The organism is Butyrivibrio sp. VCB2001, assembly GCF_000423965.1.
Classification (GTDB): domain Bacteria; phylum Bacillota; class Clostridia; order Lachnospirales; family Lachnospiraceae; genus Butyrivibrio.
The window spans coordinates 392582-411321 of record NZ_AUIZ01000002.1 but is presented as its reverse complement, the minus strand read 5'-3'; the positions used below and the strand labels follow the sequence as shown (position 1 = coordinate 411321).

General features: G+C 44.9%; 15 protein-coding genes and 1 other annotated feature. Of the genes, 14 read left to right on the top strand and 1 reads right to left on the bottom strand.

What is annotated here, in order from left to right:
• Positions 1–101 precede the first annotated feature (101 nt).
• Positions 102–1403, bottom strand: coding sequence for a flagellar filament capping protein FliD (fliD, locus tag G589_RS0104600; RefSeq protein WP_026521256.1), 1302 nt, complete (start codon positions 1401–1403; stop codon positions 102–104).
• A 227-nt stretch (positions 1404–1630) separates the two neighbouring features.
• Between fliD and G589_RS0104595 the strand changes: the two genes are divergently transcribed.
• The 14 genes from G589_RS0104595 to rpsG all read left to right on the top strand — a co-directional run bounded on the left by G589_RS0104595 (position 1631) and on the right by rpsG (position 18733).
• Positions 1631–3499, top strand: coding sequence for a hypothetical protein (locus G589_RS0104595; protein ID WP_026521255.1), 1869 nt, complete (start codon positions 1631–1633; stop codon positions 3497–3499).
• The gene (locus tag G589_RS0104590; RefSeq protein ID WP_035775308.1) at positions 3499–4551 is read left to right on the top strand and encodes a glycosyltransferase; all 1053 of its coding nucleotides are present in this window, start codon (positions 3499–3501) and stop codon (positions 4549–4551) included. Before G589_RS0104595 ends, G589_RS0104590 begins: the two co-directional genes overlap by 1 nt.
• A gap of 118 nt (positions 4552–4669) precedes the next feature.
• Complete coding sequence (gene rpmG / locus G589_RS0104585) at positions 4670–4819, top strand: 50S ribosomal protein L33 (RefSeq protein ID WP_013281689.1); 150 nt, start codon at positions 4670–4672, stop codon at positions 4817–4819.
• 31 nt (positions 4820–4850) lie between these two features.
• Complete coding sequence (gene secE, locus G589_RS0104580) at positions 4851–5045, top strand: preprotein translocase subunit SecE (RefSeq protein ID WP_022770022.1); 195 nt, start codon at positions 4851–4853, stop codon at positions 5043–5045.
• Between the two features lie 15 nt (positions 5046–5060).
• A complete protein-coding gene (gene nusG, locus G589_RS0104575) occupies positions 5061–5714 on the top strand; it encodes a transcription termination/antitermination protein NusG (protein WP_026521253.1) in 654 nt (217 codons plus the stop codon).
• Positions 5715–5914: 200 nt separating this feature from the next.
• Positions 5915–6340 (top strand): 50S ribosomal protein L11, encoded by a 426-nt coding sequence (gene rplK / locus G589_RS0104570; protein WP_022765113.1) that lies wholly within the window; start codon positions 5915–5917, stop codon positions 6338–6340.
• Positions 6341–6353: 13 nt separating this feature from the next.
• Positions 6354–7043, top strand: a complete 690-nt coding sequence (rplA, locus tag G589_RS0104565; RefSeq protein WP_022765114.1) for a 50S ribosomal protein L1 — start codon at positions 6354–6356, stop codon at positions 7041–7043.
• Positions 7044–7129: 86 nt separating this feature from the next.
• Positions 7130–8431 (top strand): CapA family protein, encoded by a 1302-nt coding sequence (locus tag G589_RS0104560; protein WP_242826415.1) that lies wholly within the window; start codon positions 7130–7132, stop codon positions 8429–8431.
• Between the two features lie 52 nt (positions 8432–8483).
• Positions 8484–8624: a sequence feature (ribosomal protein L10 leader region), on the top strand.
• Between the two features lie 23 nt (positions 8625–8647).
• Positions 8648–9256, top strand: a complete 609-nt coding sequence (gene rplJ, locus G589_RS0104555) for a 50S ribosomal protein L10 (protein ID WP_026521251.1) — start codon at positions 8648–8650, stop codon at positions 9254–9256.
• Between the two features lie 64 nt (positions 9257–9320).
• The gene (gene rplL / locus G589_RS0104550; RefSeq protein WP_013281756.1) at positions 9321–9698 is read left to right on the top strand and encodes a 50S ribosomal protein L7/L12; all 378 of its coding nucleotides are present in this window, start codon (positions 9321–9323) and stop codon (positions 9696–9698) included.
• A gap of 208 nt (positions 9699–9906) precedes the next feature.
• A complete protein-coding gene (gene rpoB, locus G589_RS0104545) occupies positions 9907–13770 on the top strand; it encodes a DNA-directed RNA polymerase subunit beta (RefSeq protein ID WP_026512601.1) in 3864 nt (1287 codons plus the stop codon).
• Between the two features lie 62 nt (positions 13771–13832).
• Positions 13833–17558: a DNA-directed RNA polymerase subunit beta' gene (rpoC, locus tag G589_RS18900; protein ID WP_051192185.1), complete on the top strand. Its 3726-nt coding sequence runs from the start codon at positions 13833–13835 to the stop codon at positions 17556–17558.
• Positions 17559–17689: 131 nt separating this feature from the next.
• The gene (gene rpsL / locus G589_RS0104535) at positions 17690–18112 is read left to right on the top strand and encodes a 30S ribosomal protein S12 (protein ID WP_022770014.1); all 423 of its coding nucleotides are present in this window, start codon (positions 17690–17692) and stop codon (positions 18110–18112) included.
• A 150-nt stretch (positions 18113–18262) separates the two neighbouring features.
• Entirely contained in the window at positions 18263–18733 is a 471-nt protein-coding gene (gene rpsG / locus G589_RS0104530; RefSeq protein WP_013281752.1) for a 30S ribosomal protein S7, read from the top strand.
• Positions 18734–18740: the final 7 nt, after the last annotated feature.

The window sequence follows — 18740 nt, the reverse complement described above, 5'->3', positions numbered from 1 at the left end:
TAAGGCCCGGGGACTTTTTGCTGCAGTAACGTTCACCTGCAGCTATATTATTTCAAGTCTTCCCCTCTGCAGCGGGGAGACTTAAGCGCTGCCTCCAGCGCTTAACAATAATTGTTGAACATCATTCCGGAATACTCACTGGTTATGTATGGAGATGAGTAGTCACGGTTATCGGGATTTCTGTAGTTTACAACTGGCCTGTCTACGTACTTCATAGGGTCAACCGATATGTCTTTTGTCTTCTCTATCAGAGCATCCGCGAATCTGTTGATGGGCTCTAAGGACTCCATGTTGCTGCTTCCCGATACTGCCTGTTTAAGAAGTTCGTCATCTATCGAAAGAGAGCCGTTGCCCTCGAGCTTAATGCCTATATCTTCAACGTTACTCAGGTGCTGCTGCGCTATGCCTATGACTTCGGCACGGAGCTTGGATCCCTTAAACTTATCGTCGGATATACCCATGGCACCTTCAATAAAGCTGTTGTAATTATCTACCAGAGATACCACGTGCTGCATCAGGGCTTCGTTGTCCTTCTTGATACCTACGTGGATCGGGCTTCCGCGCTCGGTGAGCTCGTGAAGCGTTATATCAAATTTACCGCCGACGGTGAAGTGGTTGGATACTGATACTTTTTCTTCGCCATTTAGCGTAAAGTGTGCGTTCTTGGCCGGTTCCGCGACTTTATCAAGTCCAAGGAAATCAACCGAGCCCTTCGCAAGACCACTTTCGGATTCATAGATCTCGAACTGGCTGAGCTGTCCGGGCTTAAGACCCGTATGGCTTGACTGTATTTCAAGCGCCGATCTGTTACCGTCTTCTATAATGTTTGCGCTAAGTCCGATGTTGGCCTTATTGACCAGGGTCTCTAACTTCTTTTGCACATCTATGTTGGTGTCGGTGTTATAAATACTGAACTGGAATTCAAATTCCTGCCCGTTTATCCTGACATCAAATGCGTAATTGTCAGGCTTAAGACCGGTGGAATCCTTCGGGATAAGATGTCCTCTGTTTACCTGGCTGCTGGCCATCTGCGTGGCTTCTATGTCAAAACCGATGGCTCCGATATCCTGCTCCGGAGTCTTGCCAATGTAGTTTGCGGAAACCTTATCTTCATCGGTTGTATAGGCTGAGGAGTGATTGAGAGAAGATTTATCCTCATGATCACTAAGCCTCCTGATACTGCCCTGAAGCTGTCTTGCCTTTTCTTTTATATCAATCGCATCGTTTCTCGATACGTCATCATCTGTAAGTAGATAAAGAGGGGACTTCTTGTTGATTTTTGCAATTGACTTATACACATCCCTAAGCTCATCCTTACGATGTGCGTCGGCCTGTGTAACATCTTTAGACACGTAGTCTTGTATGAAGTGGTTGTAAGCGCCACTTAAAGAAATGCCTGCCATAATGCCCCTCCTTTCTTCCTTGATATACGTACGAGTCCTTCACTCTACCATTCCTTTGGTATCTGTCGCACGAGGGCATATCTAGCCACGTTTAGTTACCCTTATCATACTAAAAGCAAGTCAAATGTCAACAATAATGAATAAGATTTCATACGATTTTATAGAAAGTTAATAATTAATATATTATTATGAGATAAGTGAATTTTTAGAGCAGGTGGAACAAAGTAATGTTTTGGATCGTGATAATAGCGCTTCTTCTTGTTTTCGCAAGAATGGCGAGAGCATATAAAGAGAATATCCCGGATACACTGGCAATTTCCTTTGCCGGTCTTTTGATGATAATGTATCTTCTGGCTTTCTTTAGAGGGCTGAAGGCCATTTTCTTTGTATCTGCGATAGCCATAGTTTATGTGCTGGTACGCATGATAATTGACAGCCGCAGCAGTAAGTCTTCTTTGGCAAAAGAGCTTTCTGAGTACGGCAGACTACTGGCAGATCCGGCAGTTATCTGCGCCGGTGCAGTAACTGTCTTTGTTGGATTTATGACAAGGCAGCAGGTGTTTACCTGGTGGGATGACATCAATTACTGGTCATCTGACGCCAAGCAGCTCTTTTTCCTTGGTGGCTTTCCCGGAAAGTACGGAAATGTCTCGCCGGAGTTCGGTGACTATCCGCCCATTCCATCTCTGGCAAAGTGGCTGTTTTTACAGCTGGGAGGAAAAGAGTATACGGAGAGCCTTCAATTTCTCGGATACTTTGTGCTGTGTCTGATATTTCTTTTGCCAATGCTATCGAGAGTTGAGGCGGCCATAGAAGCTACAGATATGAAGAACTGGTGCAAGATGCTTCTTAAAGTGTTTGCATCTGTCTGCACTGCAATCTTCCCCGGAGTGTTCAACGGAATCATCTACTACGGAACGCCTTCAGATATAACCATGGCTATTGTATATGGGGCTTTGCTTCTTTCGATATATGATCAGGCCGGACATGGCAAAGGCTTTTATTATGTAAGGATAGGCCTTTTTACGGCGGTGCTTCTTCTGACTAAATCTGTTGGTATTGAGTGGGCGCTGTTTGCACTCATCTTCTATATTTTAATGGCGAACAGAGATAAGCTTATGTGGTTATCGGTATTGTTTGCCGGAGCATCCTACGGAAGCTGGCTTTTGTTCTGCTTCATAAACAGAAGAGTTGCCAAGCTCACGGGAGCAGGCATCAGGATGGCGACTTCCGGAACTTATACAGCTCCGGATAATACCATTGATAAGATGAGGTACTTCGCGGAAGGCTTTCTTTTCCAACCCATGCATTCGGATCATAATCTGACCATTGACCTCTCTACGGGAGCGGCGGTGATCATTATATTCGGCGTGATCATTGGAATGTATTTGCTGTCCCTTCTTGGAAAGAGCGAGATTAAGAAGATAGCTCTTTTCACCCTTATAACCGGAATCCTGACTTATGCAATAGTGTTCATGGCTCACATATCGCTGTTCCAGACAGAGGACCAGTATCTGGACGCCTACGCCATGGGAATTTCCATAGCACGATACTGCGCACCCTTTACTTTGGGAAGCATCTATTTCCTTGTGAGCATAGCTTTTAACAGGCTCAGGGCCAAGAGCGGTAAGAAGCAGTTTGCGATATTTGGCATCGCGTGTGCGCTTTTCGTACTGCTGTGCGCCGACTATAGCGGAATGGCGAAATACCTTTGGGGATACAAAGCTCACATTGCCGAGAATATCACCTACAATTCAGATATGGTAGGTGATGACGGAAAAGAGATCGTAGAAGCAGTCTCAGATAAGGCATACTGGGGAAAGAGAATTGTGGTCTTCAGGGACGGACATGAGTCCCATTGGGTTCACAACACTTATATAAGTAAAGAAGCATCACCGACGGCTTTGGTGTATGCTGCCTTTTTGACAGAAGAGGATACGTCAGATACTATAAGGCAGAAGATGCTTGAAAGCCATGCTTCATATTTTTATGTTGAAGACAAAGATGGAGCATCTTTTGACCTGTTCTCTGAACTTGTTCCAAGTGGAGAGTTCGAGCCGGGCAGAGTATATAAGATTGAAGGAGCAGGTAATTGATGGGAAAGATCATACCCATTGTGATCCCGGCGTATGAGCCGGATGATAGACTTATAGGTCTTATGGACAACCTTGTGTCAGCAGGGTTGTCTACTATTGTTGTAGTTAACGACGGGTCCGATAAAGAGACCTATGGCCACATATTTGATGAAGTTAAGAATAAAGGTGCCATTGTTCTTGAACATGAGGTCAACAGAGGAAAGGGCAGAGCTCTTAAGACAGCCTTTGAATATTGCCTGGGTGAGTTTGAGGATATGCTTGGCGTTATCACTGCAGATTCCGACGGACAGCACACAGCACCTGATATAAAGAAGTGCATGGATGCGCTGAGACAGGATCCGAAGAGCCTGGTGCTTGGCGTGCGCAATTTTGATGAGTCGGGGATTCCTGCAAGATCGGTGTTTGGAAACAAGACCACCAGCAGGGTTATGAAGGTGCTTGTGGGACTGAGCATAAGCGATACGCAGACAGGGCTTAGGGGAATATCTTCGGAGTTTATGAGATATCTTTTGACAGAAAAAGGCGACAGATTTGAGTTTGAGACTAACATGCTGCTGGCCACCAAGAGCCTTGGGATAAAGATTGTAGAGGTTCCTATTTCTACTATATATTTAGAAGAAAACAAATCCAGCCATTTTAATCCTATCGTGGATTCCGTAAGGATTTATGCGATCTTTTTCAAGTTCCTGTTCTCATCGCTCTCATCAAGTGTTGTGGATATTGCGCTGTTTACAATATTCTGCGGAATGATGCGTGGCAGGTCTTTGCCCTTTGACTATATTATGTTGGCAACCATAATGGCCAGAGTGATTTCTGCTGTCTATAATTTCCTTATTAACTATAAGGTTGTTTTTAAGAGCAGAACTAACGGCCTGTGGGCTGCGGTCAAGTATGCAGTTCTGGCAGTATGTATAATGCTATTAAGCGGAGCTCTGGTAAGTTTCTTCCATGGACTTATTCCCGCGTCACCGGAGTTTGTTGTGAAAATTCCTGTGGACTGCGTTCTGTTTTTGGTGAGCTTTTTATGCCAGAGAGAAATAGTGTATAAATAACAATAAAAATGTGTTGACGCGGAGAAATGTCTATGTTATATTAGACAAGCGACAAGAGATTTATGTCTTTTTTTTATGCGCAAAATTAGACAATTTATAAACGCGCGGAGGTGGAATAATGCGTACAAGAATTACATTAGCATGCACAGATTGCAAGAATCGTAACTACGACACAACTAAGGATAAGAAGACACATCCCGATCGTGTTGAAATGAAGAAGTATTGCCCTTTCTGCAAGAAGCATACTTTACATAAGGAAACAAAGTAATTTCATCCTTGAATAGGAGGGAGACTACGATATGGAACAGTCCAAGATCGGTACTTTTTTTAAGGGTGTAAAGGCAGAGTTTGCAAGGATCATATGGCCTACAAGGGATGATGTTATCAAGCAGACAACAGCAGTAGTTGTTGTTTCAGTCATTGCCTGTGCTCTGATCGCTTTACTCGATTATGCTTTTGAATATGGAATGAATTTTATTACATCCGTTTTCTAATCAGAAGGAGATAATATGTCAGAAGAAATGGAAAAGAGTCTCGAGCAGGTAGCAGAGGATTCTGTCGAAGTGGTATCTGATGAGGTATTATCAGATGCTGAGGTTTCAGAAGATCAGGTGACAGAAGCTGAGAACGCTACTGAGAACGAGAATGCTCACTGGTATGTTGTTCATACATATTCCGGATATGAGAACAAGGTTAAGGCTAACCTTGAGAAGACCATAGAGAACAGACATCTTCAGAGTCAGATCCTTGAGGTAAGAGTACCTCTTCAGGATGTTGTAGAGGTCAAGAATGGCGCTCGCAAGAACGTTCAGAGAAAGATGTTCCCCGGATATGTCCTTGTTAACATGGATATGAACGATGAGACATGGTATGTTGTCCGTAATACACGTGGCGTTACAGGTTTCGTAGGACCGGGATCCAAGCCCGTTCCGCTTACAGATGCTGAGATCAAGAACCTTGGAATCAATACCAAGAACACTATCGCCGTTGACTTCGGTGTTGGCGATGAGATCGCAGTTATTGCCGGTGTTTGGAAAGATACTGCCGGAGTTGTTCAGAGAATGGATTTCGGTAAGCAGACAGCTACAATCAATGTTGATCTGTTTGGCCGCGAGACACCTGTAGAGATCAGCTTTGCAGAAGTAAGAAAAATCGATTCATAATGGTATTTGGGCGCTGTGCGCTTGAATATATAGTTACAATCCACTGAGTGGGAGCAAAACCCAGCGAGTGTATTTTACTCGATGTTGGTTTTGCCTCTGCGATAGGACTCGGCTGAGGTCTTTTCGAAGCCGCAAGTCCGAACCGCTGGGAGCAGACCCGTGGGCTTTGCGCCGACCACATATTTTCAGGAGGTGCCAGAATGGCAAAGAAAGTCGAAGGATATATTAAGTTACAGATCCAGGCTGGTAAAGCAACACCAGCACCACCAGTTGGACCAGCTCTTGGTCAGCATGGTGTAAACATCGTTGAATTCACAAAGCAGTTCAACGCACAGACAGCAGATAAGGGTGACGTTATCATCCCTGTTGTTATCACAGTTTATGCAGACAGAAGTTTCACATTCATCACAAAGACTCCACCTGCAGCAGTTCTTCTTAAGAAGGCAGCTAAGATCCAGAAGGGATCAGGAGTTCCTAACAAGACAAAGGTTGCAACCGTTTCTAAGGAAGATGTTAGAAAGATTGCAGAGACCAAGATGCCTGACCTTAATGCAGTTGACATTGAGGGCGCTATGAGCATGATCGCTGGAACAGCTCGCAGCATGGGAATCGTAGTAGAAGACTGATGGAGGATGAGAGATGAAACACGGAAAGAAATACGTAGAAGCTGCTAAGCTTGTTGACAAGACTCAGCAGTATGAAGCTGCAGAAGCTATCTCTCTTGTTAAGAAGACAGCTACTGCAAAGTTTGATGAGACAGTAGAAGCTCACATCAGAACAGGTTGTGATTCACGTCACGCTGATCAGCAGATCAGAGGAGCTGTAGTTCTTCCTAACGGAACAGGTAAGGAAGTAAAGGTTCTTGTTTTCGCTAAGGGAACAAAGCTTGACGAGGCACAGGCTGCTGGTGCAGACCACGTTGGTGGCGAGGAGCTTATTCCTAAGATCCAGAACGAAGGATGGCTTGATTTCGACGTTGTAGTTGCAACACCTGATATGATGGGCGTTGTTGGACGTCTTGGTAAGGTACTTGGACCTAAGGGTCTTATGCCTAACCCTAAGGCTGGTACAGTTACAATGGACGTAGCTAAGGCTATCGCTGATATCAAGGCTGGTAAGATTGAGTACAGACTTGACAAGGCTAACATCATCCACGTTCCTGTAGGAAAGGCATCTTTCACAGAGGAGCAGCTTGAGCAGAACTTCAACGCTCTTATGGATGCTATCACAAAGGCTAGACCTTCATCTGTTAAGGGTCAGTACCTCAAGAGCATTACTCTTGCAACAACAATGGGCCCTGGCGTAAAGGTTGTATCAAACAGATATTAATCTTTCGCAGCATAAAACATGTGAAATGGCGGACTACCGATTCGGTGGTCCGCTTTTTTGTATGTATGGACTTTGAATGCCACAATATGTTGTGGTATAATGCTCTTATGAGAAAAGGGTTTTATGATCAGGACAGCTGGACTGACAAGATAAATATAAAAGATTTTCTTAAAAAGCCACAGACAGTGGCTTTCTTATTGACTTTTTCTACGATCCTGGTAATCGGAATTCCTGCGCTTTTGATCTTTGGTAATTTCAAGTATTCAAATGAAAAGTATCAGAAAGGTCTTTTTGCAACCAAGTGGGAAGCTATCCCTGAGGCCGGAAGAGCCGAAAATGCTGCAGTTACAGACGAGGAATCTGCTAAGCGAGCTGCAATTATTTATGAAGGCGATGAGGATTATACCCATGTTATAGGTACGGCGGATCCGGAAACCGTAACCATCGGTTTTGCCGGAGACATTCTCTTTGATCCTAACTATGCAGTGGGCGATGCATTCAGAAGAGCCGGAAATACGGCTGAAGGAGTTGTTGGGCAGAGCCTTCTTGAGAAGATGCGCGGTGTTGACATCATGATGGTCAACAACGAGTTTCCGTATTCTAACGGTGGATCACCTACCGAGGGCAAGACTTATACTTTCAGAGCTGCTCCGGAGACATCTGCAATACTTGGAACAATGGGTGTTGATATCGTAGGCCTGGCCAATAACCATGCATATGACTACGGCGAGCAGGCTTTTCTTGATACAATGACTACTTTGTCAAATGCGGGAATTGTATATTCGGGAGCGGGCAACAATATAGATGAGGCATCTCACCCGGTCTACTATATAACAAGTAACGGAATGAAGATTGCAATCATAAGTGCCACTCAGATAGAGAGAAACGACTATCCGGACACCAAGCCGGCAACAGAGGATTCTGCCGGAGTTTTCAGATGCATGAACGATGCTCTTTTACTGGAGAGGATACGTGAGGCGAGGGAAAAGAGTGCCTACGTTATAGTGTTCATCCACTGGGGAACCGAGAGTACAAGTGAGATTGATTATCTCCAGAGAGATCAGGCAAAAGAGATTGCTGATGCCGGAGCTAACCTGATCATCGGCTCGCATCCGCATGTGCTTCAGAAGATTGACTATGTCGACGGTGTTCCTGTCGTTTACAGTATGGGCAATTACATCTTTAACTCCAAGACGCTTGATTCCTGTATGATAATCACAACACTGCATAAAGACGGAGCAGTTAACCTCCAGTTTGTTCCTGCTTTGCAGAGCGGATGTACAGTTACTGAAGCTACGGGCTCAGAGCATGACAGGATCATAAATGAGATGGCTGCCATGTCACCGGGGATACATCTGGATTACAACGGTTATATCAGTCCCAAATAAATACGATAAAATGCTTGACATTATTGTTCTTTTATGATATTTTATTCAAGGTCGTCAAAAAGACGCCATGCCGAAGACAGCAGGTGTTCCGCATGAATACTATGTGGAACGTAAAGTGTAAGCGCCTGCCGAGGAAAAGTTTAATTCAGACTTTTTGCCTCTCGATGTCTTCGAGAGGTTTTTTTTCGGCGGTAAATTCTATAAGGAGGTAAAAAAATGGCAAAGGTTGAATTGAAGCAGCCTGTAGTAAATGAGATCTCTGAGAAGATCAAAGACGCTCAGGCAGTCGTACTTGTAGATCACCGCGGACTTACTGTTGCGCAGGACACAGAGCTTCGTAAGAAGCTTCGTGAAGAAGGCGTAACATACAAGGTGTACAAGAACACAATGATGAACTTCGCTTTCCAGGGAACTGATTTCGAGCAGCTCAAGGATCTTCTTAACGGACCTTCAGCAATGGCTGTATCAGAGTCAGATCCGGCAGCACCTGCTCGTGTACTCTATGAGTTTGCTAAGAAGGCAAAGGCTCTTGAGATTAAGGGTGGTGTAATCGAAGGAAAGTTCTATGATGCAGCAGCTATGTCTGAGATCGCATCTATTCCTTCAAAGGAAGTTCTTCTTTCAAGATTGCTTGGTTCTATGCAGTCACCTATCGCAAACTTCGCTCGCGTTATCAATCAGATCGCAGAGAAAGGTGGCGAGGCAGCTCCTGCAGAGGAAGCAGCACCTGCTCCTGCAGAAGAGGCAGCTCCTGCTGAGACAGCAGAGGCACCTGCAGCAGAGGCTCCAGCAGCTGAAGCAGCAGAAGCACCTGCAGCAGAGTAATTTACTCGTTGCAGTAAACTGAAATTATTTATTGAAAATTACAAATTATATGGAGGAAAATATAATGGCAAAGTTAACAACAGCAGAATTTATCGATGCTATCAAAGAGCTTACAGTTCTCGAGCTTAACGATCTTGTAAAGGCTTGCGAGGAAGAGTTTGGCGTATCTGCAGCAGCAGGCGTTGTAGTTGCAGCAGCAGGAGCTGGCGCAGCAGCAGCTGGTGAGGAGAAGACAGAGTTCAACGTAGAGCTTACAGAGGTTGGTCCTAACAAGGTTAAGGTTATCAAGGTTGTTCGTGAGCTTACAGGTCTTGGACTTAAGGAAGCAAAGGATCTCGTTGATGGAGCTCCTAAGATGGTTAAGGAGAACGCTTCTAAGGCAGAGGCTGATGACATCAAGGCTAAGCTTGAGGCTGAGGGTGCAAAGGTTACTCTTAAGTAATTCGGGCTATATTCTAAGATGTATCAGGGACGGATTTTTAATCCGTCCCTTTTTTATTGCAAAAAAGTTCTTGACATCATATTCTGCTAGACGTATAATGGACAATGCACTATTGTGGTGAAGTGGGTCTTTTTGCGCATTTTTTTAGTGCGCTTATTAAGGTGACTCATTTAATCACTTAAAATATTAAAGAACGGGGTGAATGTCAATGGAAAAAAACAGATTACATCCTACCGGCTCTGGTAAAAACTTACGAATGAGTTTCCAGCGCCAGAAGGAAGTCCTGGAGATGCCTAACCTGATCGAAGTTCAGAAGAACTCTTATCAGTGGTTCCTCGACGAAGGCTTAAAGGAAGTCTTCGACGATATTTCTCCAATTGAGGACTACAGTGGGAAGCTCAGTCTGGAATTTGTCGATTTTAAGCTTTGCGAGGATGAAATCGATAAGAACAAGAACACTATCGAGAAGTGTAAAGAGCGAGACGCTACATTCGCAGCTCCATTGAAGGTTAAAGTTCGTCTTCACAACAAGGAGAAGGACGAGATCACAGAGCATGAGATTTTTATGGGTGACCTTCCTCTCATGACAGCTACCGGAACTTTCGTTATCAACGGTGCTGAGCGTGTTATTGTCAGCCAGCTCGTACGTTCACCCGGTATCTATTACGATATTACATACGATAAGATCGGAAAAGAGCTCATGGCTTGCACAGTTATTCCTAACAGAGGTGCATGGCTTGAGTATGAGACCGATCCTAACGATGTCTTCTACGCAAGAGTAGACAGAACAAGAAAGGTTCCTGTAACCGTTCTTATCAGAGCACTTGGAATCGGAACAAACGAGGAGATTCTTGAACTCTTTGGCGATGAGCCCAAGATTCAGGGAAGTTTCTCCAAGGATTCTTCAACCGATTACCAGAGTGGTCTTCTTGAGCTGTACAGAAAAATCCGTCCCGGCGAGCCTCTTTCAGTAGAGAGCGCTGAGAGCCTTATCACAGCAATGTTCTTCGATCCAAGAAGATATGACCTTGCTAAGGTAGGAAGATATAAATTCAATAAGAAGCTTCACTTCAAGAACCGTATCAACGGACATGTTCTCGCTGAGGATGTTGTTGATGAGACAACAGGCGAGATGATCGCTGCTGCAGGCACAAAGGTTGACCGTGCCCTTGCAACTGAGATCCAGGATGCGGCTATTCCTTATGTAATTCTTCAGGAAGAGGAGAGAAACGTTAAGGTTCTTTCTAATATGATGGTAGACATCACACACTTCATCGAGTGTGATCCTGAGCAGCTCGGAATTACTGAGAACGTTTACTATCCTGTTCTTAAGGAAATCCTTGAGGAGTACACAGTTAAGAATGATCCTGAGGGTCTTGCTGAGACCATCAAGAAGCGCGTACACGAGCTTATTCCTAAGCACATCACTAAGGAAGATATCATTGCTTCCATTAACTATAATATTCATCTTGAGTACGGAATCGGTAACGATGATGACATCGACCATCTGGGCAACAGACGTATCCGCTGCGTAGGTGAGCTTTTACAGAATCAGTATCGTATCGGTCTTTCAAGACTTGAGAGAGTTGTTCGTGAGAGAATGACAACACATGACACTGAGGAGATCTCACCTCAGACTCTTATCAACATCAAGCCTGTACAGGCTGCTGTAAAAGAGTTCTTTGGTTCATCACAGCTGTCTCAGTTCATGGATCAGAACAACCCTCTTGGTGAGCTTACTCACAAGAGACGTCTTTCAGCTTTGGGACCCGGTGGTCTTTCAAGAGACAGAGCCGGATTCGAGGTTCGAGACGTTCACTATACACACTATGGACGTATGTGCCCTATCGAGACACCTGAAGGTCCTAACATCGGTCTTATCAACTCACTTGCAAGCTATGCAAGAGTTAACGACTACGGATTTGTTGAGGCACCTTATCGTAAGGTAGATATGTCAGATCCTGAGAATCCAAGAGTAACAGATGAGGTTGAGTACCTTACTGCTGACGAAGAGGATAACTACCATGTAGCTCAGGCGAACACACCTCTTGATGAGGAAGGACACTTCAAGAAGAAGACTGTATCAGGAAGATATAAGGATGAGACTTCTGAGTATCCTAAGACAATGTTCGAGTACATGGACGTATCACCTCGTATGGTATTCTCAGTTGCTACAGCACTTATCCCGTTCCTTGAGAACGACGATGCTAACCGTGCGCTGATGGGATCAAACATGCAGCGTCAGGCAGTACCTCTTTTAACAACAGAGGCTCCTGCGGTTGGAACAGGTATGGAGAGAAAGGCAGCAGTTGACTCAGGCGTTTGCGTTGTTGCAAGAAAGGCCGGAACTGTTGATTTCGTAGACAGTAAGCTCATCCAGATGACTTACGATGACGGTGAGAAGGAAGAGTTCCACCTCATTAAGTTCCAGAGATCAAACCAGAGTAACTGCTACAACCAGAGACCTATCGTCTTCAAGGGCGACCATGTTGAGGCTGGTCAGGTTATCGCTGATGGTCCTTCAACATCACAGGGAGAACTTGGTCTTGGTAAGAACCCTCTCATCGGATTCATGACTTGGGAAGGTTATAACTACGAGGATGCTGTTCTTCTTTCAGAGAGACTTGTAAGAGACGATGTATTTACATCTGTACATATTGAAGAGTACGAGGCAGAGGCCCGTGAGACTAAGCTCGGACCTGAAGAGATCACACGTGACGTTCCCGGTGTAGGTGATGATGCCCTTAAGGATCTTGATGATCGTGGTATCATTCGTATCGGTGCTGAGGTTCGTGCCGGTGATATCCTTGTTGGTAAGGTTACTCCTAAGGGAGAGACAGAGCTTACAGCTGAGGAGAGACTCCTTCGTGCTATCTTCGGTGAGAAGGCAAGAGAAGTTAGGGATACATCCCTTAAGGTTCCTCACGGTGAGTACGGTATCGTAGTTGATGCCAAGGTATTCACAAGAGAGAACGGTGATGAGCTTTCACCCGGTGTAAACCAGGCAGTCAGAATCTATATCGCACAGAAGAGAAAGATCTCTGTAGGTGATAAGATGGCCGGCCGTCACGGTAACAAGGGTGTCGTTTCAAGAGTTCTTCCTATAGAGGATATGCCATATCTTCCTAACGGCAGACCACTTGATATCGTGCTTAATCCTCTGGGCGTTCCTTCCCGTATGAATATCGGACAGGTCCTGGAGATTCACCTTTCACTTGCTGCCAAGGCACTTGGATTTAACATCGCAACACCTATTTTCGACGGTGCAAACGAGATAGATATTCAGGATACTCTTGAGCTTGCTAACGATTACGTTAACAGCACATGGGAAGAGTTCGAAGCTAAATACAAAGATCTTGTAGATCCTGAGATCATGCAGTATCTGTCAGATAACAGAGATCACAGAGAGCTTTGGAAGGGCGTTCCGATCAGATCAGACGGAAAGGTACAGCTTCGTGACGGTAGAACCGGACAGAAGTTTGACAGCCCTACAACAATCGGACACATGCATTACCTTAAGCTCCACCACCTCGTTGACGATAAGATCCACGCTCGTTCAACAGGTCCTTACTCACTGGTAACACAGCAGCCTCTGGGTGGAAAAGCTCAGTTCGGTGGACAGCGTTTCGGAGAGATGGAAGTTTGGGCACTTGAAGCTTACGGTGCAGCTTATACACTTCAGGAAATCCTTACAGTTAAGTCTGACGATGTTATCGGTCGTGTTAAGACTTACGAAGCAATCATCAAGGGAGACAACATCCCTGAGCCAGGCGTGCCTGAGTCATTCAAGGTTCTTTTGAAAGAGCTCCAGTCACTTGGTCTGGATATCAAGGTTCTTCGCGAGGACAATACTGAGGTAGAGATCATGGAGAGCGTTGATTACACAGATTCTGATTACCGCTACGAGATCGAAGGCGATACATCAGGACGCGATTACAAGCAGGAGTCATTTGAAGCTAACGGCTTTACAAAACAGAGTTTCAACGATGAAGGCGAACTCGAAGATGAGCAGGTAGATGATTTTGATTCTGATGAGTCATTTGAGGACGCTGAAGAGTCTTTTGACGAGTAATTGATTAACCGGTAATTAACGACTACTTACAGAAAAGAGGTTAACGAATGTCTGATTCAACTATGAATAAAGCAATAAATGAAGCTTCAAGTGGTAGACCATCACAGCAGCAGACTTATCAGCCTATGACCTTTGATTCAATCAAGATTGGCCTTGCATCTCCTGAGAAGATCAGGAGCTGGGCCCACAAGGTTGATGAGGAGAACAGAGGTGAGGTAACAAAGCCTGAGACCATCAACTACAGAACACTTAAGCCTGAGAAGGACGGTCTGTTCTGCGAAAGAATCTTTGGACCAACCAAGGATTGGGAGTGCCACTGCGGTAAGTATAAAAAGATTAGATATAAGGGCGTTGTCTGCGACAGATGTGGTGTTGAGATCACAAAGAGCAGCGTACGTCGTGAGAGAATGGGATACATCGAGCTCGCAGCTCCTGTATCACACATTTGGTACTTCAAGGGAATTCCCAGCAGAATGGGACTTATCCTTGACCTTTCACCCCGTGTACTTGAGAAGGTTCTTTACTTCGCTTCTTATATAGTACTTGATCCCGGTGACACAACACTGGAGTACAAGCAGGTTCTCTCAGAGAAAGAGTTCCAGGATGCAAGAGAAGAGTTCGGCAGCAAGTTCCGTGCAGGAATGGGTGCTGAGTCCATTAAAGAACTTCTTCAGGCTATCGACCTTGAGGCTGAGTACAAAGAGCTCAAGGAAGGCCTTGATACATCAAGCGGACAGAAGAGAGCAAGAATCATCAAGAGACTGGAAGTTGTAGAAGCTTTCAGAGAGTCAGGTAATGACCCTGCATGGATGATCATGGATTGCATCCCTGTAATCCCACCGGATCTTCGTCCTATGGTACAGCTTGACGGTGGACGTTTTGCTACATCAGATCTTAACGATCTTTACAGAAGAATCATCAACAGAAATAACCGACTTAAGAGACTTCTTGATCTCGGTGCTCCTGACATCATCGTTCGCAACGAGAAGAGAATGCTTCAGGAAGCTGTTGATGCACTTATCGATAACGGTAGAAGAGGAAGACCTGTTACCGGACCCGGAAACAGAGCTCTTAAGTCTCTTTCAGACATGCTCAAAGGTAAGAGCGGACGTTTCCGTCAGAACCTTCTTGGTAAGCGTGTTGACTATTCAGGACGTTCCGTTATCGTTGTAGGACCTGAACTTAAGATTTATCAGTGTGGTCTTCCTAAGGAAATGGCTATCGAGCTGTTCAAGCCTTTCGTTATGAAGGAGCTTGTATCCAGAGGAATTTCACAGAATATCAAGAATGCCAAGAAGCTTGTAGAGCGTCTTGATGAGCAGGTTTGGGACGTTCTTGAGGATGTTATCAAAGAGCACCCTGTAATGCTTAACCGTGCTCCCACACTTCACAGACTTGGTATTCAGGCATTTGAGCCAATTCTTGTAGAAGGTAAGGCTATTAAGCTTCATCCTCTTGCATGTACACCTTTCAACGCCGACTTCGACGGTGACCAGATGGCTGTTCACCTTCCATTGTCAGTAGAGGCTCAGGCTGAGTGCAGATTCCTTATGCTCTCACCTAACAACTTACTTAAGCCTTCAGACGGCGGCCCTGTAAACGTACCTACACAGGATATGGTACTTGGTATTTACTACCTTACACAGGAGAGACCCGGAGCCCTTGGTGAGGGTAAGTGCTTCAAGAGTGTTGACGAAGCTATCCTTGCTTACGAAAACGGATATATCACACTTCAGACTAAGATCAAGATCAGAATGGAGAAGGTTAACGCCGAAGGCGAGACTGTATCCGGTCTTGTAGAGTCTACACTTGGAAGATTCCTGTTCAATGAGATCATTCCTCAGGATCTTGGATATGTAGACAGAAGTGTACCTGAGAATTACCTTAAGCTTGAAGTTGACTTCATGGTTGGTAAGAAACAGCTTAAGCAGATCGTTACCAAGATGATCAATACTCACGGAACATTTGCTACTGCTGAGGTTCTTGATAACATCAAGGCTACAGGTTACCACTACTCAACACGTGCTGCCATGACAGTTTCTATCGCTGATATGACAGTGCCTGAGCAGAAGCAGCAGCTTCTTGATGAAGCACAGGCTACAGTTGATGCTATCGCAGCTAACTACCGCAGAGGTCTTATTACAGACGAGGAGCGTTACAGCGAAGTTGTTAATACATGGATGGACACAGATAAGAAGCTCACAGAGGAGCTGCTTGCAGGTCTTGATAAGTACAACAACATCTACATGATGGCTGACTCCGGTGCCCGTGGTAGTAACCAGCAGATCAAGCAGCTGGCAGGTATGCGTGGACTTATGGCTGATACAACAGGACGTACAATCGAACTTCCTATCAAGTCAAACTTCCGTGAAGGACTTGACGTTCTGGAGTACTTCATGTCAGCTCACGGTGCTCGTAAGGGACTTTCTGATACAGCTCTTCGTACAGCCGATTCAGGATACCTTACACGTCGAATGGTTGACGTATCACAGGAACTTATCATTCGTGAGGTTGATTGCTGCGCAGGCAAGGAAGTAATTCCCGGCATGACAGTTAAGGCCTTCGTTGATGGAAAAGAAACAATCGAGCCACTTGAGGACAGAATCACAGGAAGATATGCATGTGAGACCATCAAGGACAAGGACGGAAACGTAATTGTTAAGAAGAATCACATGATCACACCTTCTCGTGCAGCTAAGATCCTTTCAGTTGGTGTTAATAGTAAGGGTGGCCCGGTAGAGGCAGTTAAGATCAGAACAATCCTTACATGCCGTTCACATAACGGTATCTGTGCTAAGTGCTACGGCGCTAACATGGCAACAGGTGAGGCTGTTCAGGTCGGTGAGGCAGTAGGTATCATCGCTGCTCAGTCAATCGGTGAGCCCGGTACACAGCTTACAATGAGAACCTTCCACACCGGTGGTGTTGCCGGTGGTGATATCACACAGGGTCTTCCTCGTGTAGAGGAGCTTTTCGAGGCAAGAAAGCCTAAGGGACTTGCCATTATCTCAGAGCTTGACGGACATGTTGAGATCAGAGATACAAAGAAGAAGCGTGAGGTTGTTGTAACTAACGACGAGACAGGTGAGTCAAAGGCTTACCTCATCCCTTACGGATCACGTATCAAGGTTCTTGATGATACAAACATCGAGGCCGGTGATGAACTCACAGAAGGTTCAGTAAATCCTCATGATCTTCTCAAGATCAAGGGAATCCGTGCAGTACAGGATTATCTCCTCAGAGAAGTTCAGAGAGTATATCGTCTTCAGGGTGTTGATATCTGCGACAAGCACATCGAGGTTATTGTTCGTCAGATGCTCAAGAAGGTAAGAATCGATGAGAGCGGAGATACAGATTTCCTTCCCGGAACTCTTGTAGATGTTCTTGATTTCGAGGACAGCAACGAGGCTCTTATCTCAGAAGGCAAAAAGCCTGCTGAAGGAAAACAGGTAATCCTCGGAATTACCAAGGCAGCTCTTGCTACCAATTCATTCCTCTCAGCTGCTTCCTTCCAGGAGACAACCAAGGTTCTTACAGATGCAGCTATCAAGGGTAAGGTTGATCCGCTTATCGGACTTAAAGAGAACGTTATCATCGGTAAGCTGATTCCTGCCGGAACCGGAATGAAGAGATACAGAAGCACAGCACTTAATACTGATGCAAACTTCAAGGATCCCGAGAAGCTCATTCTCAAGAAGAGAAGAAGAGATTTCGACGATGACAGACTTGAAGGTGCAAAGGTTGTTGATGCTGATGATGATATGGATGATTCCGATATCGAGGAGTAATCCGAGGTTGTCATAAAAATTTTAGTTGACAACAAAAATAAAGAAATATATAATTCATAATTGCGTGTATTGACAAAGGGGTAATTATGCCCCTTTGTCTTATGCATATATCAAAATAGGAGGTAAAAAGAATGCCAACATTTAACCAGTTAGTTAGAAAGGGTCGTCAGACATCTGTTAAGAAGTCTACTGCTCCTGCTCTTCAGAAGGGCTTCAACTCTCTTCACAAGAAGGCAACAGCAACAGCTTCTCCTCAGAAGCGTGGTGTCTGCACAGCTGTTAAGACAGCTACACCTAAGAAGCCTAACTCTGCTCTGAGAAAAATCGCCAGAGTACGTCTTTCTAACGGTATCGAGGTTACAAGCTACATTCCTGGTGAGGGACACAACCTTCAGGAGCACAGCGTTGTTCTCATCCGTGGCGGAAGAGTAAAGGATCTGCCTGGTACAAGGTATCACATCATCAGAGGTACTCTTGATACAGCAGGCGTAGCCGACAGAAAACAGGCTCGTTCTAAGTATGGCGCTAAGAGACCTAAAGCAGCCAAGAAGTAATTTAACAACAGATCTAATTTTTTAAAGTGTTGGTGTTCTATTCTATATAAAGAAGTAAGATACCGCACGTACACTAAATTAGTGAGTACCGATGATTGTAGTAAGCAGTGATTTATTACTATCATTGCAATTCTAAAGGAGGGAAGAACCGTGCCGCGTAAAGGACATATTGTAAAACGTGACGTATTAGCGGATCCTTTATACGATAACAAGGTTGTAACCAAGCTTGTCAACACAGTTATGCTTGATGGCAAGAAGGGCGTTGCCCAGAAAATCGTATACGGAGCATTCGCACAGGTAGAGGAGAAGGCTGGAAAGCCTGCTCTTGAAGTATTCGAGGGAGCCATGAACAACATCATGCCTGCTCTCGAGGTAAAAGCTAGACGTATTGGTGGTGCTACATACCAGGTTCCTATCGAGGTTAGACCAGATAGACGTCAGGCTCTTGCTCTTCGTTGGCTTGTTAATTTCTCACGTGCTAGAGGCGAGAAGACAATGGTTGACAGACTCGCTTCAGAGATTATGGATGCATACAACAATACTGGTGCAGCTGTAAAGAGAAAAGAAGACATGCACAAGATGGCAGAAGCAAACAAGGCATTCTCACACTACAGATTCTAATCTTTAT

Coding starts and splice junctions, on each gene's coding strand:
- rpoC (WP_051192185.1), top strand. CDS start 13,833: ATGAATAAAGCAATAAATGAAGCTTCAAGTGGTAGACCATCACAGCAG.
- rpsL (WP_022770014.1), top strand. CDS start 17,690: ATGCCAACATTTAACCAGTTAGTTAGAAAGGGTCGTCAGACATCTGTT.
- G589_RS0104595 (WP_026521255.1), top strand. CDS start 1,631: ATGTTTTGGATCGTGATAATAGCGCTTCTTCTTGTTTTCGCAAGAATG.
- rplJ (WP_026521251.1), top strand. CDS start 8,648: ATGGCAAAGGTTGAATTGAAGCAGCCTGTAGTAAATGAGATCTCTGAG.
- nusG (WP_026521253.1), top strand. CDS start 5,061: ATGTCAGAAGAAATGGAAAAGAGTCTCGAGCAGGTAGCAGAGGATTCT.
- G589_RS0104590 (WP_035775308.1), top strand. CDS start 3,499: ATGGGAAAGATCATACCCATTGTGATCCCGGCGTATGAGCCGGATGAT.
- fliD (WP_026521256.1), bottom strand. CDS start 1,403: ATGGCAGGCATTTCTTTAAGTGGCGCTTACAACCACTTCATACAAGAC.
- rplK (WP_022765113.1), top strand. CDS start 5,915: ATGGCAAAGAAAGTCGAAGGATATATTAAGTTACAGATCCAGGCTGGT.
- rplA (WP_022765114.1), top strand. CDS start 6,354: ATGAAACACGGAAAGAAATACGTAGAAGCTGCTAAGCTTGTTGACAAG.
- rpmG (WP_013281689.1), top strand. CDS start 4,670: ATGCGTACAAGAATTACATTAGCATGCACAGATTGCAAGAATCGTAAC.
- rplL (WP_013281756.1), top strand. CDS start 9,321: ATGGCAAAGTTAACAACAGCAGAATTTATCGATGCTATCAAAGAGCTT.
- secE (WP_022770022.1), top strand. CDS start 4,851: ATGGAACAGTCCAAGATCGGTACTTTTTTTAAGGGTGTAAAGGCAGAG.
- G589_RS0104560 (WP_242826415.1), top strand. CDS start 7,130: ATGTTGTGGTATAATGCTCTTATGAGAAAAGGGTTTTATGATCAGGAC.
- rpoB (WP_026512601.1), top strand. CDS start 9,907: ATGGAAAAAAACAGATTACATCCTACCGGCTCTGGTAAAAACTTACGA.